A 26,560-nucleotide genomic window follows, 5' to 3' on the forward strand; every position below is an offset into this window, starting at 1 on the left:
CTCATCACTTCTCTAGTTGTGGAAGAATACGATTAACTTTATCAAAAGTTTCCTGATATTCCGCAGATTCAACACTATCAGCCACAATTCCACCTCCCGCCGAACAGTAAAGTTTGCCTCCTTCGGCGGTCAGAGTCCTGATGGTAATACTGGTGTCCATATTTCCGCAGAAGCTTAAATAGCCGATACTTCCACACCAGGCATTACGCCGCTGCGGCTCGAGTTCTTCAATCACTTCCATAGCGCGAACTTTTGGTGCACCGGTAATCGACCCACCAGGGAAACAGGCGCGCAGTAAATCTGTTGCCTTAAGATGCGAAGGCAATTGTGCGGTTATGGTACTCACCAGGTGATGTACTGCCGGGAAGGGCTCAACAACAAATAACTCAGGGACTTTTACACTGCCCGGTACCGCAACACGGCCAATGTCATTACGTAGCAAATCAACAATCATCAGGTTTTCTGCGCGATCCTTTGGTGAATTCGCCAGTTTTTCAGCCTGCTGCGCATCGGCCAGAGGATCTTCAAGGCGCGGTAAAGTGCCTTTAATCGGGCGCGTTTGTATGTTGTGATTCTCCAGCAGAATAAACCGCTCAGGCGACAGGCTTAAAATCACGCTGTCAGGAAGCCGAATAAACGCACTGAACGGAGCCCGATTCGCCGCGTTCAGGCGTTCGAATGCTTGCCATTCATCGCCTTCGTAACTGGCGTTAAAGCGCTGCGCGAGGTTCACCTGGTAGCAATCGCCGCTTTTGAGATATTCCTGTACCTGACGGAATTTAAGTCCATACTGCTCGCGGGTCATACTGGACTGCCACGCGCTCGTCAGGCGGAACGGTTGGCGAGGGCTGTACGCGGTCAGCGTTTCAAGAAACTGTTGGCGAGCATCAATATCCCCCCAACACAGCAGAGTCAGGCACTGATTTTGATGGTCAGCAATTAACGCCCAATCGTAAATGCCTATCGCCATATCGGGTGTAGTAAGATCGCGTTGTGCCCGCTCGGGTAATTTTTCGAAGTGGCGACCGAGGTCATAACCGAACAACCCCAACGCACCGCCTAAAAAGGGGAGTTCCGGGTGTATCTCTGGCTGATAACCAAAACTATCCAGAGTTTCCTGTAGTAGATGCAGAGGATCGCCGTGATGCGTTGAACTGATACCGTCCACGCAAATTGTTGTTTCAGGACCACGCGTCACTAATGTTGCCCGAGGTTCTGCAACCAGAATATCAAAGCGATTATGAGGATGGTCAGCGAAGCCGGAATGCAGAAGCATGGCCCATGGCTGCTGTGCAGTCGCTTTGAAAGTGTGTTGAACAGCATCGGCATGCCACGGCAAAGTTCGAAAAGTGAGAGTCTGCAACGTTATAAACCACAACTAAAAAAAGAGAGTGATCATCCTGCTATACCAGTGAACCCGCTGGAAACCCTGTTAGCAGCGTGAAATAATTAACCCAGGCAATGTATCAGGAGTCGAAAATGTTTTCAGGATTACCCGCATTATCCCATGAGCAACAGCAGAAAGCTGTAGAACGTATTCAGGAACTGATGTCGCAGGGCATGAGCAGTGGTGAAGCGATTACACTGGTCGCCGCAGAAATTCGTGCCAATCATACTGGCGAGATGGTCGCGGTCCGTTTTGAAGATGACGACGTCGGTAACGCTGAGAGCGACGAAGAAAACACGGATGAAAACGATGAAGAAGAAAGATATGTCGACCATTACGAAGAAAACGACGACGATAAGTAAAGCGGGCTACAGCCCGCTTAGTGTCACACTGCCGCGATAATCTTAATTTCTACTTTGTAGCGCGGGTTCATCAATTTTGCCTGCACGGTACAACGCACCGGCGCATGACCCGCAACAACCCATTCATCCCAGGCTTTATTCATCGCGGCAAAGTCGGCACTTTCCGGCAGGAAAATGGTGGCATCGAGGATCTTACTCTTATCGCTGCCTCGTTCTTCAAGCACAGTATCAATTTGCGCAAGCGTGTTGGCGGTCTGCTGGTAAGCATCCGCATCAAGGTTTTCTGGCACACCGGTGTAATACAACGTGTTGTTATGAATGACCGCATCCGACCAACGCGCTTCCGGTTTTATACGCACAATACTCATCACTGTTTCCTTTTCAGCTTGTTCATACTGTGGCACAGCCTGCCACAATCTACAGAAGGCTTCCACTGGCTTAACACCGCTCAGGCTGACATAATCACTGTCAATAAACCCAGGGGGTAATGTGACAGACGATTTTGCAGCAGACGGCCAACTCGCTACGGCGATAACGGGTTTTAAACCGCGTGAACCACAACGCCAGATGGCGCAAGCCGTGGCTGAGGCTATCGCTTCCGGGCGTGAGCTGGTGGTGGAGGCGGGTACCGGTACGGGTAAAACCTACGCTTATCTGGCTCCGGCTCTGCGTTCAGGCAAAAAAGTCATTATCTCTACGGGATCAAAAGCCTTACAGGATCAGCTCTTCTCACGTGATTTACCAACAGTGGCGAGGGCGCTGGATTTCAAAGGGCGGCTGGCGCTGTTAAAAGGGCGTTCGAACTATTTATGCCTTGAGCGTTTAGAACAGCAAGCGCTGGCGGGCGGCGATCTGCAAGTCCAGACGCTAAGTGACATCGTCAAATTACGGGGTTGGGCGATTGAAACGGTGGACGGGGATATCAGCACTTGCGCCAGTGTTGCCGAGGACTCTGCCGTCTGGCCGATGGTGACCAGCACCAACGATAACTGCCTGGGGCAAGATTGCCCGCTTTACAAAGATTGTTTTGTGGTGAAAGCGCGTAAAAAAGCCATGGATTCAGACGTTGTGGTGGTTAACCATCACCTCTTTTTGGCCGATATGGTGGTCAAAGAGGGCGGTTTTGGCGAGCTGATTCCGGAAGCAGAAGTGATGATTTTCGATGAAGCCCACCAAATCCCCGACATCGCCAGCCAGTATTTTGGGCAATCGGTCTCCAGCCGCCAGTTACTCGACATAGCCAAAGATATCTCCATCGCTTATCGCACTGAAGTGCGTGACGCCCAGCAATTACAAAAAAGTTCGGACCGTCTGGCGCAAAGCACGCAAGATTTTCGCCTGCAAATGGGTGACCCAGGTTACCGCGGCAATTTGCGAGAATTACTGGCCGAACCGTCGGTACAACGTGCGTTATTGTTGCTCGATGATGCGCTTGAGCTGTGTTACGACGTATCCAAACTTTCCCTTGGGCGCTCTGCATTGTTGGACGCGGCTTTCGAACGCATCGTGATTTTACGTGGGCGAATCAAACGCCTCAAAGAGGTCGATACCCCGGGTTACAGCTACTGGTATGAATGTAACGCGCGCAACTTCACGCTGGCGCTAACACCGCTTTCCGTCGCCGATAAATTCCAGGAAGTGATCAGCCAAAAAGCAGGTACCTGGATTTTTACTTCGGCAACGCTTTCAGTAAACGACCAGCTTAGCCATTTTACAGAACGACTGGGTATCGCCAATGCGCAAACCTTGTTATTAGCCAGCCCGTTTGACTATGCCAGCCAGGCGTTGTTGTGTGTGCCGCGTGGTTTACCAACGCCTAACCAACCGGCAGCAGGCAAACATCTGGCAAAAATGCTCAAGCCGCTTATCGAAGCTAACAATGGTCGTTGCTTCATGTTGTGTACCTCCCATTCGATGATGCGCGATTTAGCCGAGCAATTCCGCGCCACTATGACATTACCGGTGTTGTTGCAGGGTGAAACCAGCAAAGGCCAGTTGTTGCAGCAGTTCGTTGACGCAGGTAACGCATTGTTGGTCGCGACCAGTAGTTTTTGGGAAGGTGTGGATGTGCGTGGTGATGCGCTGTCACTGGTGATTATCGACAAACTGCCGTTTACCTCGCCGGATGACCCTTTGCTGAAAGCACGCATGGAAGATTGCCGCCTGCGTGGGGGCGACCCGTTCGAAGACGTGCAACTCCCCGATGCCGTTATTACCTTAAAACAAGGCGTTGGACGCCTAATCCGTGATGTTGATGACCGTGGTGTGCTGGTGATTTGTGATAATCGCCTGGTGATGCGCCCTTATGGTGCTGTATTCCTCAACAGCCTGCCGCCCACACCGCGCACACGGGATATTAATCGGGCAGTTGAATTCCTTAACCACCGCTCGGCGCAGTAATTTGTGCCAGGCTATGGTATGATGCGCGCCGATTTTTGACCTTATTTTCCTGCCAGAGGTTGGCAATACCATGCGAATTTTAGCCATCGATACCGCGACAGAAGCATGTTCGGTTGCCCTGTATAATGAAGGGGCGACCCTTGCCCATTTCGAGCTCTGCCCACGCGAACACACCCAACGTATCCTGCCGCTGGTGCGAGACATCCTCAATGAAGGGGGTGTTGGTCTGACCGCATTGAATGCGCTTGCTTATGGCCGTGGCCCAGGTAGTTTTACCGGCGTGCGTATCGGTATTGGTATTGCGCAAGGGCTGGCGCTGGGGGCTGAATTGCCGATGATTGGCATTTCGACTCTGGCCACCATGGCGCAGGGTGCCTGGCGTATGACCGGAGCGACCCGTGTATTGGCAGCTATCGACGCGCGCATGGGTGAAGTGTATTGGGCTGAATACCAGCGTGATGAACTGGGTGTCTGGCACGGTGAAGAAACTGAAGCTGTGTTAAAACCAGAAGCGGTTGCTGAACGGTTGAAGCATCTTCAGGGCGAATGGGCGACAGTAGGCACGGGCTGGCAAGCCTGGCCAGATATGGCGCAAGGCAGTGAACTGCAGATCCGTGATGGTGAAGTCACACTTCCTGCAGCAGAAGATATGTTGCCTTTGGCAATTCAGGCATTAAATGATGGTTGTACGGTGGCGGTAGAACATGCCGAGCCGGTTTATCTGCGTAATGAAGTGACATGGAAGAAGCTTCCAGGCAGAGAATAATTCCCAACGTTTTTGGGAAGCCGAAACTGCGTCAAGGAGAAAGGTTATGGCTGGTTTGAATCTCAGAATTGTTAGCCGATTACTGGCAGTTGCTGCCGTAGTTATGCTGAGTGGTTGTGTCACCATCCCTGATGCGATTAAGGGCACCAGTGCCACGCCGCAACAAGATTTAGCGCGAGTGATGAATGCACCGCAACTCTACGTTGGGCAAGAAGCGCGTTTCGGTGGGCGAGTGGTGAACATCGATAACAAACAAGGCAGAACACGTCTGGAAATTGCCACCGTCAGCCTCGATGACGGTGCACGCCCGCAATTGGGTGAGCCTTCAAGAGGGCGTATTTACGCTGACGTGAATGGCTTCCTCGACCCGGTCGATTTCCGTGGCCAGTTGGTCACCGTTGTGGGTCCCATCACAGGTGTAGTGGAAGGCAAAGTGGGCGAAACCGCTTACAAGTTTATGGTGATGCAGGTCAATGGCTATAAACGCTGGCGTGTTACACAACAAGTGATCATGCCGCCACAGCCAATCGACCCGTGGTTCTGGGGCGGGCCGTACCCTTATCGTGGGCGTTACGGCTACGGCGGGATGTGGGGCGGCGGATGGTATAATCCAGGCCCGGCACAGGTTCAGACTATCGTAACTGAGTAACTCACTGTTTTAAAAAGTTAAATAGGCAGCGGCATGTCCGCTGTCTATTTTTTTCTACAATCGCTAAAAAATAATTAGTGATGTGCTTCGCAACCTTAAATCAGTCTAATTAATAAACTGGTACGCTGAGTTAATATTATGTTAACAGCGTGTTTATATATTGGGGTTGTGATGACGACGAATAATAAATTCAGAGGTGGATCCTTGAAGAAGGTTTGGCTTAACCGCTACCCAGCCGATGTTGCGGCTGAGATAAATCCTGACCGTTATCAGTCCCTGGTTGATATGTTTGAGCAAGCAACGGCACGCTATGCGGATCAGCCTGCGTTCGTGAATATGGGCGAAGTGATGACGTTCCGTAAGCTGGAAGAGCGAAGCCGTGCTTTTGCTGCGTATTTACAACAAGGTCTTGGCCTGCAAAAGGGCGACCGCGTTGCGTTAATGATGCCAAACCTGTTGCAGTATCCCGTCGCGTTGTTCGGTATTTTGCGTGCGGGCATGGTGGTGGTGAACGTCAACCCGTTGTACACCCCACGTGAGCTTGAACATCAGCTTAATGACAGCGGTGCCAGCGCCATTGTGATTGTTTCGAACTTTGCGCATACGCTAGAAAAAGTTGTCGATAAAACTCAGGTAAAACACGTTATTTTGACCCGCATGGGTGACCAGCTTTCTGCGGCAAAAGGGACGTTAGTCAACTTTGTGGTTAAGTACATCAAACGCCTGGTGCCGAAGTATCATCTTCCCGATGCCATTTCTTTCCGCAGTGCCCTGCAACACGGCTATCGTCTCCAGTATATTAAACCTGAAATTCTGAATGCCGACCTCGCGTTCTTGCAATATACCGGTGGCACAACGGGCGTTGCCAAAGGGGCGATGCTGACGCACCGCAATATGTTGGCGAATCTGGAACAAGTCAGAGCGGCTTACAGCCCATTGTTATTCGAACGCAAAGAGCTGGTGGTGACGGCCCTGCCGCTTTATCACATCTTTGCACTCACCATGAACTGCCTGCTGTTTATTGAGCTTGGTGGGCAGAACCTGCTTATCACTAACCCGCGTGATATTCCGGGGCTGGTGAAAGAGTTGGCGAAATATCCGTTTACCGCCATGACCGGTGTTAACACATTGTTCAATGCGCTGCTCAATAATAAAGAATTCCAGCAACTCGACTTTTCTAGCCTGCATCTTTCGGCTGGCGGCGGGATGCCAGTACAACACGCGGTGGCTGAACGCTGGGAGAAACTGACCGGCCGCTTCCTGCTTGAAGGTTATGGTTTGACGGAATGTGCACCGCTGGTCAGTGCTAATCCGCATGACATGGATTACCACAGTGGCAGTATCGGTTTACCGGTGCCTTCCACCGAAGTGAAACTGATTGATGACGAAGGAGAAGAAGTGCCTCCGGGCGAGCCCGGCGAGCTGTGTGTGAAAGGCCCGCAGGTGATGTTGGGTTACTGGCAGCGCCCGGATGCAACAGATGAGATTATGCATGACGGTTGGCTACGTACCGGTGATATTGCTGTGATGGACGAGGAGGGCTTTATGCGTATCGTCGATCGCAAGAAAGATATGATTCTGGTCTCCGGCTTTAATGTGTATCCAAACGAAATTGAAGACGTGGTTATGCAACATAGCGGCGTACTTGAAGTCGCGGCGGTTGGCGTTCCAAATGGCGCGTCCGGTGAAGCGGTAAAAATCTTCGTAGTGAAAAAAGATCCAGCTTTAACTGAAGAGGCATTGGTTGTTTTTTGTCGCCGCCACCTCACAGGTTATAAAGTACCTAAGCTTGTTGAGTTCCGTGAAGAACTACCAAAATCAAACGTTGGCAAAATATTACGACGAGAACTACGTGACGAATCGGTCAGTAAAGGCAACAATAACGCCTGAGCTCCGAGTCCGTCGCCCTAACGCCGGTAAACCGGCGTTTTTTATGGGCGCAAACCTAAGAGAACTGAATTTGACTTACCAAATGATTGTTACCGATGAAGCCCTTGCCACAGTGTGTGAGGCCGCTCGTCACTTTCCAGCGATAGCGCTGGATACCGAATTTGTTCGTACCCGTACTTACTACCCGCAACTGGGTTTGATCCAGCTATTCGACGGTGAAACAGCTTCGCTTATCGACCCGTTAACCATCACTGACTGGTCACCGTTTAAAGCGCTACTGCAAAATAAAGCAGTGATTAAATTCCTGCACGCGGGTAGCGAAGACCTGGAAGTATTCCTCAATGCGTATAGCATGCTGCCCGATCCGTTTATTGATACGCAGATCCTGGCAGCGTTTAGTGGACGCCCACTCTCGTGTGGTTTTGCCACCATCGTTGAGTCCTTCACGGGGATCGCCCTGGATAAAAGTGAATCACGTACCGACTGGCTTGCTCGCCCGCTGACCGAGCGTCAGTGTGACTATGCCGCCGCAGATGTCCTTTATTTGCTGCCCATTGCGCATAAATTGATGGAAGAGACACAAGCTGCAGGCTGGATGGAAGCGGCACTCGATGAGTGTAACTTGATGGCAGCGCGTCGTCAGGATGTACTGGACCCGGAAGAAGCCTGGCGCGAAATCGGTAACGCATGGCAGTTGAGAACACGCCAATTGGCTTGTCTGAAGAAACTGGCCTCGTGGCGACTGCGCAAAGCGCGTGAGCGCGACATGGCTGTCAATTTTGTGGTGCGTGAAGAACATCTGTGGCAGGTCGCGCGTTACATGCCTGGTTCGTTGGGGGAACTGGAACATCTTGGCCTGAGCGGGAGTGAAATCCGTTTCCACGGCAAAGCACTGTTAGAGATGGTCGTTGAAGCTCAGGCACTATCTGATGATGAATTGCCAGAACCGTTAAGCAATCTGGTTGATATGCCGGGCTATCGCCGCGTATTTAAAGCGATTAAAGCGTTGGTACAGCAAGTGAGCGAGGATTGTGGTTTAAGCGTTGAATTGCTGGCTTCACGTCGACAAATTAACCAACTGTTGAACTGGCACTGGAAATTAAAATCACCATCAACACAACCGGAATTAATTAGTGGTTGGCGTGGGCGAGTGATGGGTGAAGCATTAAAAACGCTGTTGGCTGATTTTTAATATTTGTTGATAGCTACTGGGAATAATTACAGGGATGTGTTGAGTAATAATGGAATAAAACCATTAACTATTTAAGAATAGTCTGTATTAAAAAGTTGTCTGCGCGTAAAAATAAATAAGCCCCCCAGGATTAATTCTGAGGGCTTATTTTGGGCAGTTGCATCACGCAGATTTTGTTGTTGCTTCCTGTGCTTCTGGCAACGTGACATTAAGCTCCAGAACAGAAATATCGTCATCTTTTTGATCAAGAACGACGGTTAACATCTCTGGATCGATTTTGACGTATTTGCAAATCACTTCCAGAATATCGCGTTTTAGCTGCGGTAAATAATGCGGTTCACTATCACCACGGCGCCGTTCTGCAACGATAATTTGCAGACGTTCTTTTGCAATGTTGGCGGTGTTCTTTTTCCGTGAGAGAAAAAAGTCTAGTAATGCCATAACTTATCCTCCGAACAGGCGTTTGAGGAAGCCTTTCTTCTCTTCTTCAATGAAGCGGAAAGGGCGATCTTCGCCAAGCAGGCGCTCAACAGTATCTGCGTAAGCTTTACCAGCATCAGCCTCCTGGTCAAGAATGACCGGCTCACCCTGGTTTGACGCGCGCAGAACAGATTGATCTTCCGGGATAACCCCGACCAGTGGAATGCGCAGGATTTCCAGCACATCTTCCATGCTTAGCATGTCGCCGCGATTAACACGGCCTGGGTTGTAGCGAGTAAGAAGCAGGTGTTCTTTAATCGGCGCTTCACCGTTTTCTGCACGGCGAGATTTAGAAGAAAGAATACCAAGAATTCGGTCAGAATCTCGTACTGATGAAACTTCAGGGTTAGTAGTAATAACCGCTTCATCAGCAAAATAGAGCGCCATTAATGCGCCAGTTTCGATACCTGCAGGGGAATCACAAACAATAAATTCGAAGTCCATATTTTTCAGGTCTTCAAGCACTTTCGCCACGCCTTCACGCGTGAGTGCGTCTTTGTCACGGGTCTGTGATGCCGGCAGAATATAAAGCTGCTCGGTGCGTTTATCTCTGATTAACGCCTGATTTAATGTGGCATCGCCCTGAATAACGTTGACGAAATCGTATACCACCCGACGCTCGCAGCCCATAATCAAATCCAGGTTACGCAGGCCAATATCAAAATCGATTACGACGGTTTTTCTTCCCTTCTGGGCCAAACCTGTAGCGATGGCCGCGCTGGACGTGGTCTTACCGACGCCCCCTTTACCCGATGTAACAACAATAATGCGTGCCATAAAGGAATTCCTTGTTAAAAGGGCTTAATTCAAAGGTTGAACGGAGAGAGCACCACTCGCCAGACTCAGGCGTGCTGCTTTCCCATAATAATCAGCTGGTATTTGTTCACTCAGCCAGTATTCACCCGCTATTGAGACCAGCTCAGCAGCAAGATTTGTACAGAATATTTGTGCATCACGATCGCCGCTGGCACCCGCCAGGGCACGGCCACGCATCATGCCGTAAACATGAATATTACCATCAGCTATAAGTTCTGCACCGGCACTGACGTGATTGGTGATAATCAAATCACAGTTTGGTGCATAAATGCGCTGACCGGAACGAACAGGGGTATCAATCAAACGTGTTTTTGTGATCGAGTTAACAACGGGTTCGACAGGGGCGGCAATCTCAACGGGCGCGGCCTTAGCACGTGAATTTTTTTCTTTCCCTTCCGTCAGAAGTGGCAAGCCCGCACGCTCAATTTCTTTTTTCAGCGCTTCGTCTTTACAGCCACTAATACCGACGACACGCAAACCGGAAGAAACCACTGCTTGCTGGACTTTTTTCCAGTTAACTGAACCATCGAGACTGGCAACATTCACCACCACCGGGGCATTTTTCAGAAAGGCTGGAGCCTGAGATACTTTTTCCTGGAGGGCCTGGAGAATCACCTCGGGTTGTGCGTCATGTAAATGAAGCACTGATAAGGTAAAACTGCTGCCTTTTAACTCGATTGGCGTGTTTGACATCCTGGCCTTACTCAATTCAGTTTTAATCCCCACTGCTGTGGGACGATATTCCGAAGTACATCTGGCATGTTATAGTCACAGGTATATTCAGGCAAGCCACCATCTGGCGAAAATAGAGTAAAAAAAATGTTTTGTGTGATCTACAGAAGTAGCAAGCGTGACCAGACATATCTATATGTCGAAAAAAAAGACGATTTCTCTCGGGTTCCTGAAGAATTGATGAAAGGTTTTGGTACACCCCAATTGGCGATGATATTGCCGCTTGATGGCAGTAAAAAACTGGCCAACGCTGATTTTGATAAAGTAAAGCAAGCACTCAAAGATCAGGGCTATTATTTACAATTGCCACCGCCCCCAGAAAGTTTGTTAAAAATGCACCTCGAAAGTAGTCCGAAAAAATAAGTTTCAGACTAGTGCCCAATTCTTTCCTATACATATACTCTAAATACTACGAGTTGCAGGTAGGCGGCAAGGGAGCAAATCCCCTGGAGCTTACTTGAGTAAGTGACTGGGGTTTGTGAGTGCAGCCAACGCCCCTGCAGCTTGAAGTATGACGGGTATAAAGGTAGATGATATTTAGAACAAATAACCGCGGGGAAAATAATGAATACTCCAGCAATTTGTTTAACGGTCATCGCCTTTATCCTGGGTGGTTTTAGCGTTTCATCCGCCGATGCGCAGACGCAATCTGTTGTAAACACACCGATTGCGCCGCAGCCTGAGGCTAAGCCCGCGCCGACCACGCTTGCAGAACAAGGGCGTAATCCCGCCGAATTCCCCGCTTTTGTTGAAACCCTTAAGACCCAGGCCCGAGCACAGGGTATCAGTGAACGCACCATCAACAGCGCTTTTGCCAACGTCCATTTTGTTGATCGGGTCATAAAATCTGACCAGAACCAGCTTGAAAAGAAAATCATGCTTGATGAATATCTGGCACGAGTGATCACGCCGAAAAAGATTGAAAAAGCGCGTGTGCAGTATCGCCAGCATCAAAGTGAATTAAACCAGGTCAGTGAGCGGACTGGCGTACAAAGCCAGTACATTGTGGCTCTATGGGCCATGGAAAGCTTGTTTGGTGAAATACAAGGGAAAGAGGACATCATTTCTGCACTGGCAACGCTCGCTTTTGAAGGGCGGCGTGAAGCCTTTTTTACCAAAGAGTTGATGGCATCGCTGAAAATCCTCGACCAGGGGCATATCCCGGTACAAGAGTTGAAAGGCTCGTGGGCAGGCGCGATGGGGCAAAACCAGTTTATGCCGACTTCCTATCTGCACTACGGTGCTGATGGCGATGGTGACGGGAAAATTGATATCTGGCAGAACACTAGCGATGTTTTTGCTTCCACGGCTAATTACCTGAAAAAAGAAGGTTGGCAAGCAGGTGGCTCATGGGGTAAAGAAATAACTTTACCCAAAGGTTTCAATAGTGCCCTTGCAGGTACTAAATCTAACCAGGGCAAAACCGTCACTCAGTGGCGAAAATTAGGTGTCATACAGAAAGACGGCACACCACTGCATCTGTCGAAGAAAAAAGCCTGGATTGTGACACCGGATGATAATCAGGGGCGCTCATTCCTGGTCTACAACAACTTCCGCACAATTATGCACTGGAACCGTTCTTACTACTTTGCGCTAAGTATCGGCACAATGGCGGATGCGATTGTGCAGTAACCCAGACTCATCAGCTCTTATATACCCAATATACGCAACGAGGCAGAGGAAAGCATGTATCAGCATCATAACTGGCAGGGGGCGCTGCTGGATTTTCCGGTCAGCAAAGTAGTATGTGTAGGCAGTAACTACGCGAAACATATCAAAGAGATGGGCAGTGCGACGCCCGATGAGCCGGTGTTGTTCATTAAGCCCGAGAGTGCGCTGTGCGATATTCGTCAGCCGTTGGTTCTACCGCAGGATTTGGGTTCCGTTCACCATGAAGTGGAGCTGGCAATTCTGATCGGCTCAACGTTGAGAAAGGCGACGGAAGAGCATGTGACCAAAGCCATTGCAGGATATGGCGTAGCGCTTGATCTTACGTTGCGTGATTTACAAGGCAAACTTAAAAAAGCGGGCCAGCCGTGGGAAAAGTCCAAAGGGTTTGATAACTCTTGCCCGATTTCAGGTTTTGTTCTCGCCAGTGAATTTAGCGGCGATCCGCAAAACTCAGAGCTTGCGTTAAAGATCAACGGTGAAATCCGCCAGCAGGGCAGTACCTCCGATATGATCCATAAAATCGTGCCACTCATTGCCTATATGAGTCGGTTCTTCACCCTGCGTGCCGGAGATGTCATTCTCACCGGGACCCCGGAAGGTGTTGGGCCGCTCAACAGCGGTGATGAACTAGAAGTGAGCTTTGCTAACCGTAGTTTGACTACGCGTGTTCTATAATCAATTTGCCGCCTGTGGGCGGCAAAACTTGCATCTGCGGCTCAGACTGTTTATAAGGTGCGCTTGTTTTTATTACAGGACACCATCATGACAACAGCGCCGTTCTGGCAGTGCAAAACTCTTGACGAAATGAGTGATGCGGAGTGGGAATCTCTCTGCGATGGCTGCGGCCAGTGCTGTTTGCATAAATTGATGGATGAAGACACGGATGAAATCTATTTCACCAACGTTGCCTGCAAGCAGTTAAACATCAAAACTTGCCAGTGTAAAAACTATGCCCGTCGCTTTGACTACGAGCCAGATTGCATCAAGCTAACGCGTGACAATTTACCTACCTTCGAATGGCTTCCGCATACTTGCGCTTATCGTCTGTTAGCTGAAGGCAAAGACTTGCCGGCATGGCACCCGTTGTTGACTGGCTCAAAAGCGGCAATGCACGGCGAACGCATTTCTGTGCGTCATATCGCAGTGAAAGAATCCGAAGTGCGCGACTGGCAGGACCACATTTTAAACAAACCTGAGTGGGCTGATTGACCCGTACGGTTGAATAGCGCTATGGCAATGTGTCATAGCGCCAAATGACCTGTAGACCGTATTTTCACAATATCCAATTCTTTAAATTCTCGTCATATTAACTTTTATAATAATTCTCATTATTAACGTCACACATCACGTTTGTATTTTATTTGATAAATTATTGTAAAGTAAATTTCACTGTAATAAATAATGTATATTTCGATAATTTGTATATAATTGCCGCCCGTTTTAACAAAGTAGCACTATTTCTCAATTGAGAATGTGATTTTATTAGTGTTCATGGCGATTTAAGAAATGCAGAAAATATCGACAAACAAAGCCATAATGATCCACATGTCTGTCATGTTGATTCCTTTTATCTTCCTCTGCACTTGTGCACTTTTCTACATTAAGTACGAAAAAGAAAACGATTTTAGAGATACGATGAGAAGGTTTACCGATAACTCTGCAAAATCCTGCGTGGAACGTCCGGTGGACGAGATGAAACTATTATTGCTTTCGCTGTCAGATAATATGAAAGGGAATGCAATTGAAAAGTATTTGTCTTCAGAATACATCGATCTGAATATGGTCATTCCCTCAATTGTTGACTCGACCATGTTTTTTAGTTCTGCGTTGGTTTCTGATGTTTTTGAAAATTACAAAATTTACCCAGAAATTAGACTAAGTCCATTTGTTCCAAGTGCGAGGCCATGGTACCCCCACGCAGGAATAAAAGATGAAATAATTTTTTCAGACCCCTATGAAACATTGAAACTCGACAGGGCAAAAGATCAGTCCAAACTTTCTGTCTCCGTCAGTATGAATATATTCGACTCACATTCGGAACAGGTCGGAAACGTAGCGTTCGATCTTGATATGAAGAACATGAGCAGAATGCTTCAGGATGTCTCCATACCTTATGATGGCAGATTTGAGGTCGCATCGCGCAGCGGCGTTGTTGTCATGTATTCAAATACAGATATTGTGTTTAAAAGAAGCGTACCAAAGTCATGGTTAGATAAAACCACCGAAAGATATGGATCTTTTGTCGATGAAGAAACAGGGAAGGTTGTTTATTATCGTGCCTATAATAATCCTGGTTGGATAGCTTATACATCTGTAAACATATCAACCTATACCAATACCTTTGAATCTGAATACAAGTTATTGGCTTTAGTTATTTTAATATCTTCTATTTTTTACTTTGTGGTTATTGCGCTGTTTAGAATCTATTTCAAACGCTTGATTAGCCTGTTATACATGAGTAGTAATGGACTGGAGGTTAATAGTCAGGTTGATAACTTTGAAAGTCTTTATGAAGGTATGGTGCAAAAACATAAGCATCTTAAAGAAGTTGAAACTCTTTCTGTAACCGATACTTTGACTCAAGCAGGTACGCGTCGTAAATTTGAGCAAGATGCCGCTGATTTACATAACAAGAATATCAGTTTCCACCTGGCCATCATCGACCTGGATAACTTCAAACAAATCAATGACACGTTTGGTCATCCCGTCGGTGACACGGTGCTTAAAAATGTCTGTCGTATTGGGGCAAGAATATTGGGGGACGATTATTCAATTTACCGCTTTGGCGGCGAAGAAATGGTGGTGATTTTCCCTGGTATCACTTTTAAGCAGTCTTACGAACTGATGGATGAGTGGCGAAATGAAGTTGCTCAACGAATCTGGCGCGAAGAATCACTTAAAGTGACGTTTAGCTGTGGAATGGTAGAAGCTGATTCTGCGTACGGTCTGGATAACATGCTGGAGCAGGCTGATAAGTTGCTTTATGAGGCTAAAAACAACGGCAAGAATCGTATCGTAGGCTTCATATAAGCTCTCTGTTGATTAGCCATTCCTGAGAGAATGGGGCGTTGTAGAAGCAATTGCTAAGGTTTGTCCGATTTGCAAAAATAAATCGTACAAACCTGTTTTTCCCTGATACAGTATCCTTTCAATAACAAGTAAAAGTAGGTTTTTATCCAATATTTAACATTTAAGTGTCCGTCATGTGGCGGTTCACAGTATCGCACTTCCCCCTACGATGTCCGAGAAACAAATCCCCACGGCGCTGTTTGTATCTTCTGTAAATCAGGGATGCACCTCCTTCATCAAGCGATGAGTGCGATTCATCAACATAGCGTGTCTGCTCGCTAAAAACGTCTGCCGCTGATTTTGCTTTCCCCAGTCCTGCACTGTTACCATTCGGCCTCCATAACGGAGGAATAATGAAAAAAATAACACTAGTGCTTGGGGCAATCATACTCAGTGGCTGTTCATCTCCAGAACCCACTGCACCCAAACCGCCTCAGGTTATCGGCATGCCGAACCCGGCGTCAGTTTACTGCAAAGACAAAGGCGGTGAATTAAGGACGGTGAAAACCGATTTGGGTGAGCGTGGTGATTGCTTATTGCCGAGCGGTGAACGTATGGACCAGTGGGAGCTTTATCGTCGCGACCACTAATAATAAAAAACCCGCCTCGGCGGGTTTTTGTTTTCTGGAGAGCTGGACTTAACGACCGAATAGGTCACGACGTTTTGGTTTGAATGGCTGAGCAATCAACACCAGCACAGCAATCACCAGGAACACAGCAAAAACTCCTACCAGCCACTGCACCATATCCAGCGACAGGAATTCCCATTGACGCACGGAACAGTCCCCTGTCGCCACAAAAACCTGTGGTAACCATTTATCGAGTGGCAACCAGCCTGGGAAACGAGCGGCAAAGTCACAGGTTACAAACGGAGAAGGGTGAAGTTGCAGCATGGTATGTTCCCATGCTAACTGCAGACCTTTCCCGGCACTATAAATCCACAGTGCAATTCCGGCATAACGCAACGGTGATTTCGGCGCAATCGCACCAACAATTCCCGCACCCATTACACCAAACAGTGCACAGCGCTCATAAATACACATTACACAAGGTTTCAGCAACATGACGTGCTGGAACCACAATGCCACCATCTCCAGGGCGAAAGCCGTGAATGCCAAAAGAAGCCAGGCACCGCGCCCACGGGAGCATTGGTTCAAATATCGCAACATAATCAGTATCCCTGCAACATGCTTTTAGTCGGCAGTGTAAACGAATTCGGTTTCAGCACCAGTACGCACATCAAAATAACATGCTAATTGAATGTTTATCAGACAAAAAGGTAAACGGGCAGCAGGCTGCCCGTAAATTTAGCTTAGTGCGGTATGGCGTCTATAGCGGGGGAGGAAATCAAACCAGTTTGCATCATCCATTCCGTGGCTGGCAGTAGAGTAAATTCTACGCATAACAGGCCGACCACAGTTAGCACCAGCGTATATGGCAGAGCCATTAGCACCATGCGACCATAAGATAGGCGAATCAGTGGTGCCAGCGCCGAAGTGAGCAGGAATAAAAATGCTGCCTGGCCGTTCGGTGTCGCAACTGATGGTAAGTTAGTCCCAGTGTTAATGGCCACCGCGAGCAACTCAAACTGTTTAAGATCGATAATGCCGCTGGTTAGCGCAGCTTTCGCTTCGTTGATGTACACGGTGCCAACAAACACGTTATCGGAAATCGATGACAAAATACCGTTGAACAAATAGAACAGCGCCAGTTGCGATTGCGGTTCGGCTTGCAATACAAATTGAATCACCGGCGTAAACAAATGCTGGTCGATAATCACTGCGACCACCGCAAAAAACACCGTTAACAGGGCAGTGAAGGGCAGCGCTTCGGTGAAGGCTTTACCTATCTGGTGTTCATCAGTCACACCACAAAGTGCAGTGGCGAAGATAATCACCGATAAACCAATTAACCCGACTTCAGCCAGATGCAGTGCCAGCGCAATAACCAGCCAAACACCAATCAATGCCTGAACGATGAGCTTCATACGGTCCTGGCGCGTGCGCTTCTGCGCGCTCCTGGTATCGTAGTCTTGCAAAATCCCACGGACTTTTTCCGGCAGTTTTTCGCCGTAACCGAGGATTTTGGTGGACTCAAGCAGAACACAGGTGAGCAGTCCGCAGACGAGAACCGGTAGGGTAACGGGTGCCATACGCAGGAAGAAATCACCAAAATGCCAACCGGCATTTTTCGCAATGATCAGGTTTTGCGGTTCGCCCACCATCGTCATCACGCCACCCAGTGCCGTGCCGACACCTGCGTGCATCATCAGGCTGCGTAAGAAAGCGCGGAACTCTTCAAGCGTATTGCGATTCTCGGAATCAAGGCGCGAGTCATCCTGAAGATCCCCGTCAATGTCGCCAGCGGATGCCACACGGTGATAAATGTCGTAAAAACCCACTGCTACGCTGATGACCACCGCGACCACAGTAAGGGCATCGAGAAATGCTGACAAAAAAGCCGCAGCGAGACAAAATGCCAGCGAGAGTAAAATCTTCGAGCGGATACCCAACAGCAACTTGGTAAAGACCAAAAGCAGGAGTTGCTTCATGAAGTAGATGCCCGCCACCATAAAGATAAGCAACAGCAAGACTTCGATATTCGCGGCGATTTCTGTGCGCACATGGTCTGCACTGGTCATGCCGATGAACACCGCTTCAAACGCCAACATACCGCCTGGCATTAACGGATAACATTTCAGCGCCATCGCGAGGGTAAAGATAAACTCTGCTACAAGTAACCAGCCTGCCAGAAATGGGCTAACAAACCAAAAAACTAAAGGGTTAATGACTAAAAAAGTCAATAAAGTCAGCTTGTACCAATTCGGAGACTGGCCTAAGAAGTTGCGAAACAGCGCACGCCCGGTAGACATTTCCATCGTTGAATTATCATGCTCCTGTGACCCGTCATGTCTCAGATACAGAGCGGATGGTTATCAGCCTGCGTTAAAAATGAAACATTTCGGATACATTATAAAATTGCGTTTTAATCGAGGTGTTTCAGGTTAACCGCGCACAAGATTTCAATCAAGGTATTGGAATATTATTTGGATGTGTGATTACGTGCAAAATTAAACCACGATTCCACATTTGGCGGCTGTCGCTGCTACCTGCGCCGCAAGGCATCTGGTATGATGAGTCTCTTTAGCAAAACCTGTGTAATGGAAAGCATACTATGGTCATTAAGGCGCAGAGCCCAGCGGGTTTCGCGGAAGAATACATCATTGAGAGTATCTGGAATAACCGCTTCGCTCCGGGGACAATTCTTCCCGCTGAACGTGAGTTATCCGAGCTAATTGGCGTCACTCGTACCACATTGCGCGAGGTGCTTCAGCGTCTGGCGCGTGATGGCTGGTTAACCATTCAGCATGGCAAGCCGACCAAAGTGAATAACTTCTGGGAAACCTCAGGTTTAAACATTCTGGAAACGCTGGCACGTCTCGATCACGACAGCGTGCCACAGCTGATTGATAATCTGTTATCCGTTCGTACCAACATTGCGACGATCTTTATCCGCACCGCTGTTCGTCAGCATCCGGATAAAGCACAAGAAGTCCTGGCGACGGCGAATAGTGTTGAAGACCACGCTGATGCGTTTGCAAAGCTGGATTACAGCATTTTCCGTGGCCTGGCGTTCGCTTCTGGCAACCCGATTTACGGGCTAATCCTCAATGGAATGAAAGGATTATATACCCGTATCGGTCGTCACTATTTCTCAAGCCCTGAAGCGCGCAGCCTGGCATTAGGCTTCTACCACCGTCTGGCAGAAATTTGCCAACAAGGCCTGCACGACCAGGTATTTGATACCGTTCGTACCTATGGCCGTGAAAGTGGTGAAATCTGGCATCGGATGCAGAAAAATTTACCGGGCGATTTGGCGATGCACAGCCGTTAATCTGGCATTTTCATATCAACCCACTTAATACGAAAAACGCTTCCCGAAGGAAGCGTTTTTTTATGCCGGTGCAGTGACGGTTACAGGCTATTGAGCCGTGGAGGGCAACGTTCAAGCAACTCAACGCTACCATCTTCATTTTGCTGCTCGAGCGTCACATCAAAGCCCCACAGACGATGCACATGTTTGAGGACTTCACGACGCCCTTTATCCAGTGGCGCTCGGTTATGCGGGATATAACGCAGCGTGAGCGAACGGTCGCCGCGTAAATCAACGTTCCACACCTGAATATTTGGCTCAAGGTTGCTGAGATTGTACTGAGCGGACAGTTCAGCACGGATCTTCCGGTAGCCTTCTTCATTATGAATAGCGGCAATTTCCAGGTAATTATTGCGGTCATCATCAAGCACGGTAAACAAACGGAAATCGCGCATCAGTTTTGGTGACAGGAACTGGCTGATAAAACTTTCGTCCTTGAAATCACGCATCGCGAAATGCAGTGTTTCCAGCCAATCTTTACCCGCAATATCCGGGAACCAGTAGCGATCTTCTTCGGTCGGCGACTGGCAAATTCGTTTGATATCCTGGAACATTGCAAAACCGAGGGCATACGGGTTAATCCCGCTGTACCACGGGCTGTTGTACGGCGGCTGGAACACCACATTAGTGTGGCTGTGCAAAAACTCCAGCATAAAGCGGTCGGTCACTTTACCTTCATCGTACAGATGATTAAGGATGGTGTAGTGCCAGAACGTCGCCCAGCCTTCATTCATCACTTGTGTTTGTTTCTGCGGATAAAAATACTGACTGACCTTACGCACGATACGCAAAATTTCACGCTGCCATGACTCCAGCAGCGGTGCATTCTTCTCCATAAAATAGAGCAGGTTTTCTTGCGGCTCAGAAGGGTAACGACGTGCTTCAGCAACTGTCTTTTCCTCTTCACGGCGTGGCAGGGTGCGCCAGAGCGTGTTGACCTGGCTTTGCAGATACTCTTCACGGCTTTTCTGCCGGGCGGTTTCTTCCTGCAATGAAATCTTCTGCGGACGTTTATAGCGGTCCACGCCGTAGTTCATCAGGGCATGGCAGGAGTCGAGCAAACGCTCTACTTCATCTACGCCATAACGCTCTTCACACTCGGTGATGTATTTACGGGCGAAAATCAGATAATCAATAATCGAGCTGGCATCCGTCCAGCTACGGAACAAGTAGTTGTTCTTGAAGAAAGAGTTGTGCCCATAACAGGCATGCGCGATAACCAGTGCCTGCATTGTGATGGTGTTTTCTTCCATCAAATAAGCGATACACGGGTTCGAGTTGATGACGATTTCATAGGCCAAACCCTGCTGCCCATGTTTATAAAGCCGCTCCGTTTCAATGAATTTTTTACCAAATGACCAGTGCGGGTAGTTAATCGGCATCCCGACACTTGAATAAGCATCCATCATTTGCTCGGAGGTAATCACTTCAATTTGATGAGGATAAGTCTCCAGCCGATAGAGTTTAGCGACACGGTCAATCTCAGCGAGATAGACATCAAGCAGTTCGAACGTCCAGTCAGGTCCATCACTAAGACGTTTAGAATCCTTTGTGGCGGAATCAGTAACAATAGCCATCAGCGCGCCCTCATTGTTGGCGGCTCTCTCTGGATGGAAAGCCTCACCTTCAAGAATAGACAACTCCTGAAACTTAGCCGCTGCAAGCAAAATTTTTTCCTCACGATTTACTCATCTTAACACCCCGTATTTGACGAGAAATGCAGAATAATATTCTGCGTAAAATAGAATCATCGCAGGAGATTCTAATTATCGCCATCCTGCTGTATCAGCTAAGGATGTGAGGAAAGTCACTATAATAAAGCCATATGTTGAATAACATTTTCATCTGGGTTATCAATTTGTAATCAGAAGATTATTCTTTTAGCTAAATGGTGGAATGGATATGCGTGTTGTGGTGCTGGGAAGTGGTGTTGTTGGTGTCAGCAGTGCCTGGTATTTGCGTCAGGCTGGGCATGATGTCACGGTTATCGACAGGGAAGCGGGGCCTGCCATGGAAACCAGCGCGGCCAATGCCGGGCAAATATCACCGGGTTACGCCGCCCCCTGGGCGGCTCCTGGTGTGCCGCTTAAAGCTATTAAATGGATGTTCCAGCGCCACGCTCCACTGGCCATTAGCCTTGATGGCACGCAATTTCAGCTGAAGTGGATGCTGCAAATGCTGCGCAATTGCGACATGCGCCATTACATGGAAAACAAAGGCCGCATGGTGCGCCTGGCAGAGTACAGCCGCGATTGCCTGAAAGAACTGCGCCAGAGCACCAATATTCAATATGAAGGACGGCAGGGCGGTACGCTGCAACTGTTCCGCACCGCGCAGCAGTTTGAAAACGCGGCCAAAGACATTGCGGTTCTCGAAGATGCCGGTGTGCCGTACCAATTGCTGGAAGCCAGTCGTTTAGCCGAAGTAGAGCCTGCACTGGCTGATGTGGCCCATAAACTGACGGGTGGCCTGCGTCTTCCTAATGATGAAACTGGCGACTGCCAGTTGTTCACGCAAAATCTGGCCCGCATGGCCGCCGAAGCGGGCGTAGTGTTTCGTTTTAATACGCCAGTCGATCGTTTGCTGTATGAAGGCCAGAATATTTTTGGTGTGCAGTGCGGTAAAGAGGTGGTGAAAGCCGATGCCTATGTTGTCGCTTTCGGTTCGTATTCCACGGGCTTATTGAAAAATATCGTTGATATTCCAGTGTATCCGCTCAAAGGCTATTCCCTGACTATACCTATTGCCGATGAGCAAGGCGCTCCGGTTTCGACTATTCTCGATGAGACATACAAAATTGCTATCACGCGTTTCGACCAGCGGATTCGCGTCGGCGGAATGGCAGAAATTGTTGGATACAACACTGAATTACGGCAACCACGTCGTGAAACCCTGGAAATGGTCGTCCGCGATCTTTACCCGCGCGGTGGGCACGTTGAACAGGCGACATTCTGGACCGGTTTACGTCCGATGACGCCAGACGGCACGCCGATTGTCGGGCGGACACCGTTCAAGAATTTGTGGCTCAACACGGGGCACGGAACGCTGGGTTGGACGATGGCCTGCGGCTCAGGTCAGATGTTAAGTGATTTAATTTCTGGAAGAACACCGGCGATACCGTTTGATGATCTCGCGGTAGCGCGTTACTCCCCAGGCTTCAATCCGACAGGCTCACAGCGTCTGCATAACGCTCATAATTAATTTTAAACAAGGAGCGGACATGACCCGTCCTGTTCTTGCGACGCTGGATCTCAGCGCGCTGCGTAACAATTTAAAAGTTGTCCGCCGGGCAGCACCTCATTCACGCGTCTGGTCGGTCGTCAAAGCGAATGCTTATGGTCATGGTCTGGAGCGTATCTGGTCGTCATTAAATGAAACTGATGGCTTCGCGATGCTCAACATTGAAGAAGCTATTTTGCTGCGTGAACGCGGCTGGAAAGGGCCGATTTTGATGCTCGAAGGCTTTTTCCACGCCGATGAACTGCCGCTGTTTGACCAGTACCGTCTCACCACCAGTTTGCACAGCAACTGGCAGGTGAAGGCTCTGGCGAATGCCAAACTTAACGCACCACTCGATGTTTACCTGAAAATGAACAGTGGCATGAACCGACTCGGGTTCAGCGCTGATCGGGTGCATTCTATCTGGCAGCAATTACGGGTTATTGCCAACGTCGGCCAGTTAACGCTGATGGCACATTTTGCCGATGCGGAGCAGCCTGAAGGGCTTGTTGAACCGATGAAGCGGGTAGAGCAGGCAGTCGAAGGTTTAGATTGCCCTCGCTCACTCGCGAATTCTGCGGCGACGCTGTGGCACCCTGAAGCGCATTTCGATTGGGTTCGTCCGGGTATTGTGCTGTATGGCGCATCGCCGAGCGGCCAATGGTGCGATGTCGCCACCAGCGGCTTGCAGCCGGTCATGAGTTTGCAAAGTGAAATTATTGGTATCCAGAATCTCAAACCGGGCGATGCCGTCGGTTACGGCAGCCGTTATCGCACTGATGCTGAGCAGCGAATTGGTATCGTCGCTTGTGGTTATGCGGATGGTTACCCGCGTCATGCACCGACGGGTACGCCAGTGCGTGTCGACGGCGTGTTAACGCACACTGTCGGGGCGATATCCATGGACATGCTGGCTGTTGACCTCACACCATGCCCACAGGCTGGGATCGGTAGCCCGGTTGAGTTGTGGGGTAACGAGGTTAAAATTGATGATGTCGCTCATGCTGCAGGGACAGTAGGGTACGAACTGATGTGTGCACTGGCACCGCGAGTGCCTGTTGTGACACAACCTTAAAAGCTGACGGATGACGCTTACGCTTATCCGCCCTACAAAACGTGGATGTCGGATTAGCGCAAGCGATATCCGACACCCACTTTGTTACTCGGTTTCTTCGCTTTCGACTCTGACACCGATTTTAAGCACCTGGTTATCTTCTTTCTCGGCAACCGTCCAAATCATGCCAGCGAATTCTACCTGGTCACCGACGACCGGCGCTGCACCAAGCATGCCTACCACAAATTCACCCAACGTTTGCTGCGTGTTCACACTGTCATCCAGCTCAAGCCCATAAATGGTCGCGACATCGGCAAACTGGGCGCTGGCTTCGAGGATAAAGTCCCCAAAGAAGCGCTGATCAAGCGCCACAGGAGGTGACTGGCTAAACATTTTACCGAGTGCAGGCAGATCGCGCTCACGGCCAATAACACAGAGCACATCACCGACTTTCAACCGCGTGCGGTCGCCAGGATTCATCAGAACATTGTCACGAAACAGTGCCGCTATTCGCGTGTCTTTCGGCATTTTCAGGTCGCGCAGGGAGGCACCGATGCACCATTTATCTTCACTTAGCTGATACACGAACTGTTCCCATGGATTCTCAGGATGAATATCCAGACCGACACGGGAAACCGGCCAACCGACTGGCGGCACCACAACTTTGGCTTTTTTAGCCGCCCAACTCAGAGACGTGCCCTGTAACAACAGCGATACCAGCACCACGAAGAACGCCACATTGAAGAACAAACGAGCATTTTCGAGGCCCGCCATCATCGGGAATACCGCGAGGATAATCGGCACCGCACCGCGTAATCCTACCCAACTGATAAACACACGTTCACGCAGATTAAAGCCACGGAATGGCAGCAGACCGAGGAACACAGACAGCGGGCGGGCAAAGAAAATCATCCAGATAGAAAGCAGCAACGCCGGAATGGCAATCGGCAACAAATCAGTAGGGTTCACCAGCAATCCCAGCACCAGGAACATGCCGATTTGCGCAAACCACGCCAGCCCGTCAAAGTTTTGCAGAATACCAAAGCGGCTGCGAATCGGGCGGTTACCTAACAGGAAACCACAAAGATAGACCGCCAGAATCCCACTACCGTTCAGCGCCGTGGTGATGCCAAACACCATAATCCCGCCGCTCAACGCCAGCAGCGGATACAAACCTTGTGGCAAAGTGATGCGGTTGATCATCTGCAACAATAGATAACCGCCGCCGAGGCCGAGCAAAATTCCCAGCCCAAACTGCTGAATAAGATGCACCACGAACATCCAGCTCAAGCCAGTTTGCCCCTGCTGAATCATCTCAATCAGCGTGATGGTCAGAAACACTGCCATCGGATCGTTACTGCCAGATTCAATCTCCAGTGTGGCGCCAACACGTTCGTTAAGCCCTTTGCCGCCAAGCAATGAAAACACCGCTGCCGCATCGGTTGAGCCGACGATAGCGCCAATCAGTAAGCCTTCGATTAAATTAAGATTGAACAGCCAGGCGGCCGCCATACCGGTTAAACCCGATGTTACCAATACGCCAACAGTGGCAAGCGAAAGCGCGGGGCCAAGGGCTACACGAAACGAACTGGCCTGGGTGCGCATTCCGCCATCAAGCAGGATCACCGCCAGTGCCAGGTTACTGACCAAATAAGCGAAAGGATAATTATCAAACGGAATGCCACCGATACCGTCGATCCCCGCTAACATGCCGATAGCGAGGAAAATAACCAGAATGGGGATACCAAGACGAGAGGAAAAAGAACTTAATAAGATGCTACAAGTTACCAATACGGAACCTAAAATAAACAGACTGACGATCGCCCCTGCGTCCAAAATTATCTTTCCCCTTTTGCCTGTGCCAAACGTGTACATATGTTAACACGGAAGGCATTGATTAATTGTGCTATCTGCAGGGCGAAAGTTACTTTTTTTGCCTCATAACGGGGTGACCACTGACGGTCAGGCTGGCAGTTTGCCCATCGTGATGCAGTTCACCCCAGGCACCCAGTGGCAGGGTAACTGTTTCGGGTTCATGGCCGAACGGTAAACCCCGCAGGACCGGTATCGATAAGCGTTGTTGCAACATTTGGCACATTTCGTCGAAATCATACCCGCCATCATAATCACTTAGCGTTGCACCATTAAAACTGCCCAGAATCAGCGCTTTTTGACGCGCTAGAATCCCTGCGTGATGAAGTTGCAGCAACAAGCGCTCCACGCGGAACGGGTGCTCGTTAATATCTTCAACCACTAAAATGCCGCCATCGATAACCTTGAGCCATGGCGATCCAATCATCGACACCAGCATCGCCAGATTTCCTCCCCACAACGTACCGCTCGCGGTACAGGCTGGCGTAGGGCTTTGCCAGTCCACGGTAAATTTCGGTTCAGTAATTGCTTGCCAGAAATGCTGCCAGGTGAAGCTATTCAACTCTTCAGCGCCAAAGTTACCGGCAAGCATTGGCCCGCTGAAGGTAACCGTCCCGGTTTGGGAAAGGAGCGCTAACTGAATTGCGGTGAAATCGCTATGCCCGCAAATGATCGGTGTCCGTTCAGCAAAGGCATGTCCAAGGCTCGAATAGTCAATCTTTTCAAGCAGACGCGTTGCACCATAGCCGCCGCGTACCGCCAGCACGATATCGCATTCTGACGGCAGTGCAGATAAATCCTGAATATCGGCCAGTCGTTGTTCGTCTGTTCCGGCAAAACGCTGGAAGCGTCGCGTCACCACAGACTGGTTCTCAACCCGGTGACCTGCGGCTTTCAAACGTTCGATGCCGCGGGCAGCAGCAGCCTGATTAACACAGAATCCAGAGGGGGCAATTAAACGAATCGTCGACATGGCATTTCCTTGCGTAAAGTGAATTGGTTATCATGCCGCTTGAAACGGTGGTTGTCACCCGTCGACAACGACGAATCGCGGTAACTACGGCTTAG

The 26,560-nt window shown here is 49.3% G+C and carries 24 protein-coding genes and 3 pseudogenes; 17 read left to right on the forward strand and 10 right to left on the reverse strand.

Features of this window, described 5'->3' with window-relative positions; genetic code table 11:
* Window positions 1-4: 4 nt before the first annotated feature.
* A complete protein-coding gene (gene pabB / locus MNO13_RS11025) occupies window positions 5-1,363 on the reverse strand; it encodes an aminodeoxychorismate synthase component 1 (RefSeq protein ID WP_064546100.1) in 1,359 nt (452 codons plus the stop codon).
* Window positions 1,364-1,479: 116 nt separating this feature from the next.
* Here pabB and MNO13_RS11030 point away from each other — a divergent pair.
* Window positions 1,480-1,653, forward strand: a pseudogene (locus tag MNO13_RS11030) (YoaH family protein); the annotation flags it as partial.
* Between the two features lie 119 nt (window positions 1,654-1,772).
* On the opposite strand, the gene MNO13_RS11035 reads toward MNO13_RS11030, so the two are convergent.
* The gene (locus tag MNO13_RS11035) at window positions 1,773-2,117 is read right to left on the reverse strand and encodes a RidA family protein (protein WP_064546103.1); all 345 of its coding nucleotides are present in this window, start codon (window positions 2,115-2,117) and stop codon (window positions 1,773-1,775) included.
* A 121-nt stretch (window positions 2,118-2,238) separates the two neighbouring features.
* On the opposite strand from MNO13_RS11035, the gene MNO13_RS11040 reads away from it, so the two are divergent.
* The 5 genes from MNO13_RS11040 to rnd all read left to right on the forward strand — a co-directional run bounded on the left by MNO13_RS11040 (window position 2,239) and on the right by rnd (window position 8,646).
* Window positions 2,239-4,149: a DNA repair helicase YoaA gene (locus tag MNO13_RS11040; RefSeq protein ID WP_133521582.1), complete on the forward strand. Its 1,911-nt coding sequence runs from the start codon at window positions 2,239-2,241 to the stop codon at window positions 4,147-4,149.
* 70 nt (window positions 4,150-4,219) lie between these two features.
* A complete protein-coding gene (gene tsaB / locus MNO13_RS11045) occupies window positions 4,220-4,915 on the forward strand; it encodes a tRNA (adenosine(37)-N6)-threonylcarbamoyltransferase complex dimerization subunit type 1 TsaB (RefSeq protein WP_121815635.1) in 696 nt (231 codons plus the stop codon).
* A gap of 46 nt (window positions 4,916-4,961) precedes the next feature.
* Window positions 4,962-5,564 (forward strand): Slp family lipoprotein, encoded by a 603-nt coding sequence (locus MNO13_RS11050; RefSeq protein WP_241939981.1) that lies wholly within the window; start codon window positions 4,962-4,964, stop codon window positions 5,562-5,564.
* A 204-nt stretch (window positions 5,565-5,768) separates the two neighbouring features.
* Window positions 5,769-7,454 carry a long-chain-fatty-acid--CoA ligase FadD gene (gene fadD / locus MNO13_RS11055; RefSeq protein ID WP_064546111.1) on the forward strand — a complete coding sequence of 562 codons (1,686 nt, stop codon included), beginning with the start codon at window positions 5,769-5,771 and terminating at the stop codon, window positions 7,452-7,454.
* A gap of 82 nt (window positions 7,455-7,536) precedes the next feature.
* Window positions 7,537-8,646, forward strand: coding sequence for a ribonuclease D (rnd, locus tag MNO13_RS11060; protein ID WP_133522052.1), 1,110 nt, complete (start codon window positions 7,537-7,539; stop codon window positions 8,644-8,646).
* A gap of 162 nt (window positions 8,647-8,808) precedes the next feature.
* Here rnd and minE read toward each other — a convergent pair whose 3' ends face one another.
* Genes minE through minC form a run of 3 tightly spaced genes read right to left on the reverse strand, consistent with a single transcriptional unit; the run spans window position 8,809 to window position 10,635 of the window.
* Complete coding sequence (gene minE / locus MNO13_RS11065) at window positions 8,809-9,087, reverse strand: cell division topological specificity factor MinE (RefSeq protein WP_064546115.1); 279 nt, start codon at window positions 9,085-9,087, stop codon at window positions 8,809-8,811.
* 3 nt (window positions 9,088-9,090) lie between these two features.
* Window positions 9,091-9,903, reverse strand: coding sequence for a septum site-determining protein MinD (minD, locus tag MNO13_RS11070; RefSeq protein ID WP_034495914.1), 813 nt, complete (start codon window positions 9,901-9,903; stop codon window positions 9,091-9,093).
* 24 nt (window positions 9,904-9,927) lie between these two features.
* On the reverse strand, window positions 9,928-10,635 hold the full coding sequence (gene minC, locus MNO13_RS11075; protein ID WP_064546117.1) for a septum site-determining protein MinC: 708 nt from the start codon (window positions 10,633-10,635) through the stop codon (window positions 9,928-9,930).
* A gap of 126 nt (window positions 10,636-10,761) precedes the next feature.
* Between minC and MNO13_RS11080 the strand changes: the two genes are divergently transcribed.
* From MNO13_RS11080 to MNO13_RS11110, 7 genes are all read left to right on the forward strand, one after another.
* Entirely contained in the window at window positions 10,762-11,037 is a 276-nt protein-coding gene (locus MNO13_RS11080; protein ID WP_064546121.1) for a YcgL domain-containing protein, read from the forward strand.
* Between the two features lie 201 nt (window positions 11,038-11,238).
* Window positions 11,239-12,306, forward strand: coding sequence for a lytic murein transglycosylase (locus MNO13_RS11085; RefSeq protein ID WP_241939982.1), 1,068 nt, complete (start codon window positions 11,239-11,241; stop codon window positions 12,304-12,306).
* Window positions 12,307-12,360: 54 nt separating this feature from the next.
* Window positions 12,361-13,020 (forward strand): fumarylacetoacetate hydrolase family protein, encoded by a 660-nt coding sequence (locus MNO13_RS11090; protein WP_121813622.1) that lies wholly within the window; start codon window positions 12,361-12,363, stop codon window positions 13,018-13,020.
* Between the two features lie 87 nt (window positions 13,021-13,107).
* Window positions 13,108-13,554, forward strand: a complete 447-nt coding sequence (locus tag MNO13_RS11095; RefSeq protein WP_064546127.1) for a YcgN family cysteine cluster protein — start codon at window positions 13,108-13,110, stop codon at window positions 13,552-13,554.
* Between the two features lie 297 nt (window positions 13,555-13,851).
* On the forward strand, window positions 13,852-15,375 hold the full coding sequence (locus MNO13_RS11100) for a sensor domain-containing diguanylate cyclase (protein WP_133521580.1): 1,524 nt from the start codon (window positions 13,852-13,854) through the stop codon (window positions 15,373-15,375).
* Between the two features lie 144 nt (window positions 15,376-15,519).
* Complete coding sequence (gene ymcF / locus MNO13_RS11105) at window positions 15,520-15,696, forward strand: cold shock small protein YmcF (protein ID WP_121815634.1); 177 nt, start codon at window positions 15,520-15,522, stop codon at window positions 15,694-15,696.
* Window positions 15,697-15,767: 71 nt separating this feature from the next.
* Complete coding sequence (locus MNO13_RS11110; protein WP_121813621.1) at window positions 15,768-16,004, forward strand: putative hemolysin; 237 nt, start codon at window positions 15,768-15,770, stop codon at window positions 16,002-16,004.
* Window positions 16,005-16,052: 48 nt separating this feature from the next.
* On the opposite strand, the gene dsbB is transcribed toward MNO13_RS11110, so the two are convergent.
* Entirely contained in the window at window positions 16,053-16,583 is a 531-nt protein-coding gene (gene dsbB, locus MNO13_RS11115) for a disulfide bond formation protein DsbB (RefSeq protein ID WP_237932005.1), read from the reverse strand.
* A gap of 143 nt (window positions 16,584-16,726) precedes the next feature.
* Window positions 16,727-18,292 (reverse strand): sodium/proton antiporter NhaB, encoded by a 1,566-nt coding sequence (gene nhaB / locus MNO13_RS11120; protein WP_064546134.1) that lies wholly within the window; start codon window positions 18,290-18,292, stop codon window positions 16,727-16,729.
* 296 nt (window positions 18,293-18,588) lie between these two features.
* On the opposite strand from nhaB, the gene fadR reads away from it, so the two are divergent.
* Complete coding sequence (gene fadR / locus MNO13_RS11125; protein WP_064546136.1) at window positions 18,589-19,308, forward strand: fatty acid metabolism transcriptional regulator FadR; 720 nt, start codon at window positions 18,589-18,591, stop codon at window positions 19,306-19,308.
* A gap of 80 nt (window positions 19,309-19,388) precedes the next feature.
* Here the strand turns inward: fadR and MNO13_RS11130 are convergent, their stop codons facing one another.
* Complete coding sequence (locus tag MNO13_RS11130; protein ID WP_064546553.1) at window positions 19,389-20,924, reverse strand: SpoVR family protein; 1,536 nt, start codon at window positions 20,922-20,924, stop codon at window positions 19,389-19,391.
* Window positions 20,925-21,249: 325 nt separating this feature from the next.
* On the opposite strand from MNO13_RS11130, the gene MNO13_RS11135 reads away from it, so the two are divergent.
* The 3 genes and pseudogenes from MNO13_RS11135 to MNO13_RS24525 all read left to right on the forward strand — a co-directional run.
* Window positions 21,250-22,548: a D-amino acid dehydrogenase gene (locus MNO13_RS11135; protein ID WP_064546139.1), complete on the forward strand. Its 1,299-nt coding sequence runs from the start codon at window positions 21,250-21,252 to the stop codon at window positions 22,546-22,548.
* Between the two features lie 19 nt (window positions 22,549-22,567).
* Entirely contained in the window at window positions 22,568-23,641 is a 1,074-nt protein-coding gene (gene dadX, locus MNO13_RS11140; protein ID WP_241939983.1) for a catabolic alanine racemase DadX, read from the forward strand.
* 81 nt (window positions 23,642-23,722) lie between these two features.
* Window positions 23,723-23,785 (forward strand): annotated as a pseudogene (locus MNO13_RS24525) (hypothetical protein); the annotation flags it as partial.
* A 6-nt stretch (window positions 23,786-23,791) separates the two neighbouring features.
* Here the strand turns inward: MNO13_RS24525 and MNO13_RS11145 are convergent.
* Both MNO13_RS11145 and ldcA read right to left on the reverse strand, forming a co-directional pair.
* Window positions 23,792-25,495, reverse strand: a pseudogene (locus MNO13_RS11145) (potassium/proton antiporter); the annotation flags it as partial.
* 49 nt (window positions 25,496-25,544) lie between these two features.
* On the reverse strand, window positions 25,545-26,465 hold the full coding sequence (gene ldcA / locus MNO13_RS11150; RefSeq protein ID WP_121813617.1) for a muramoyltetrapeptide carboxypeptidase: 921 nt from the start codon (window positions 26,463-26,465) through the stop codon (window positions 25,545-25,547).
* Between the last annotated feature and the right edge of the window lie 95 nt (window positions 26,466-26,560).

This window comes from Buttiauxella ferragutiae (assembly GCF_022637515.1).
Taxonomy (GTDB): Bacteria; Pseudomonadota; Gammaproteobacteria; order Enterobacterales; family Enterobacteriaceae; genus Buttiauxella; species Buttiauxella ferragutiae.

Coding starts and splice junctions, on each gene's coding strand:
- MNO13_RS11035 (WP_064546103.1), bottom strand. CDS start 2,117: ATGAGTATTGTGCGTATAAAACCGGAAGCGCGTTGGTCGGATGCGGTC.
- tsaB (WP_121815635.1), top strand. CDS start 4,220: ATGCGAATTTTAGCCATCGATACCGCGACAGAAGCATGTTCGGTTGCC.
- MNO13_RS11050 (WP_241939981.1), top strand. CDS start 4,962: ATGGCTGGTTTGAATCTCAGAATTGTTAGCCGATTACTGGCAGTTGCT.
- rnd (WP_133522052.1), top strand. CDS start 7,537: ATGATTGTTACCGATGAAGCCCTTGCCACAGTGTGTGAGGCCGCTCGT.
- minE (WP_064546115.1), bottom strand. CDS start 9,087: ATGGCATTACTAGACTTTTTTCTCTCACGGAAAAAGAACACCGCCAAC.
- minD (WP_034495914.1), bottom strand. CDS start 9,903: ATGGCACGCATTATTGTTGTTACATCGGGTAAAGGGGGCGTCGGTAAG.
- minC (WP_064546117.1), bottom strand. CDS start 10,635: ATGTCAAACACGCCAATCGAGTTAAAAGGCAGCAGTTTTACCTTATCA.
- MNO13_RS11080 (WP_064546121.1), top strand. CDS start 10,762: ATGTTTTGTGTGATCTACAGAAGTAGCAAGCGTGACCAGACATATCTA.
- MNO13_RS11085 (WP_241939982.1), top strand. CDS start 11,239: ATGAATACTCCAGCAATTTGTTTAACGGTCATCGCCTTTATCCTGGGT.
- MNO13_RS11090 (WP_121813622.1), top strand. CDS start 12,361: ATGTATCAGCATCATAACTGGCAGGGGGCGCTGCTGGATTTTCCGGTC.
- MNO13_RS11095 (WP_064546127.1), top strand. CDS start 13,108: ATGACAACAGCGCCGTTCTGGCAGTGCAAAACTCTTGACGAAATGAGT.
- MNO13_RS11100 (WP_133521580.1), top strand. CDS start 13,852: ATGCAGAAAATATCGACAAACAAAGCCATAATGATCCACATGTCTGTC.
- MNO13_RS11110 (WP_121813621.1), top strand. CDS start 15,768: ATGAAAAAAATAACACTAGTGCTTGGGGCAATCATACTCAGTGGCTGT.
- dsbB (WP_237932005.1), bottom strand. CDS start 16,583: ATGTTGCGATATTTGAACCAATGCTCCCGTGGGCGCGGTGCCTGGCTT.
- nhaB (WP_064546134.1), bottom strand. CDS start 18,292: ATGGAAATGTCTACCGGGCGTGCGCTGTTTCGCAACTTCTTAGGCCAG.
- fadR (WP_064546136.1), top strand. CDS start 18,589: ATGGTCATTAAGGCGCAGAGCCCAGCGGGTTTCGCGGAAGAATACATC.
- MNO13_RS11130 (WP_064546553.1), bottom strand. CDS start 20,924: ATGGCTATTGTTACTGATTCCGCCACAAAGGATTCTAAACGTCTTAGT.
- MNO13_RS11135 (WP_064546139.1), top strand. CDS start 21,250: ATGCGTGTTGTGGTGCTGGGAAGTGGTGTTGTTGGTGTCAGCAGTGCC.
- dadX (WP_241939983.1), top strand. CDS start 22,568: ATGACCCGTCCTGTTCTTGCGACGCTGGATCTCAGCGCGCTGCGTAAC.
- ldcA (WP_121813617.1), bottom strand. CDS start 26,465: ATGTCGACGATTCGTTTAATTGCCCCCTCTGGATTCTGTGTTAATCAG.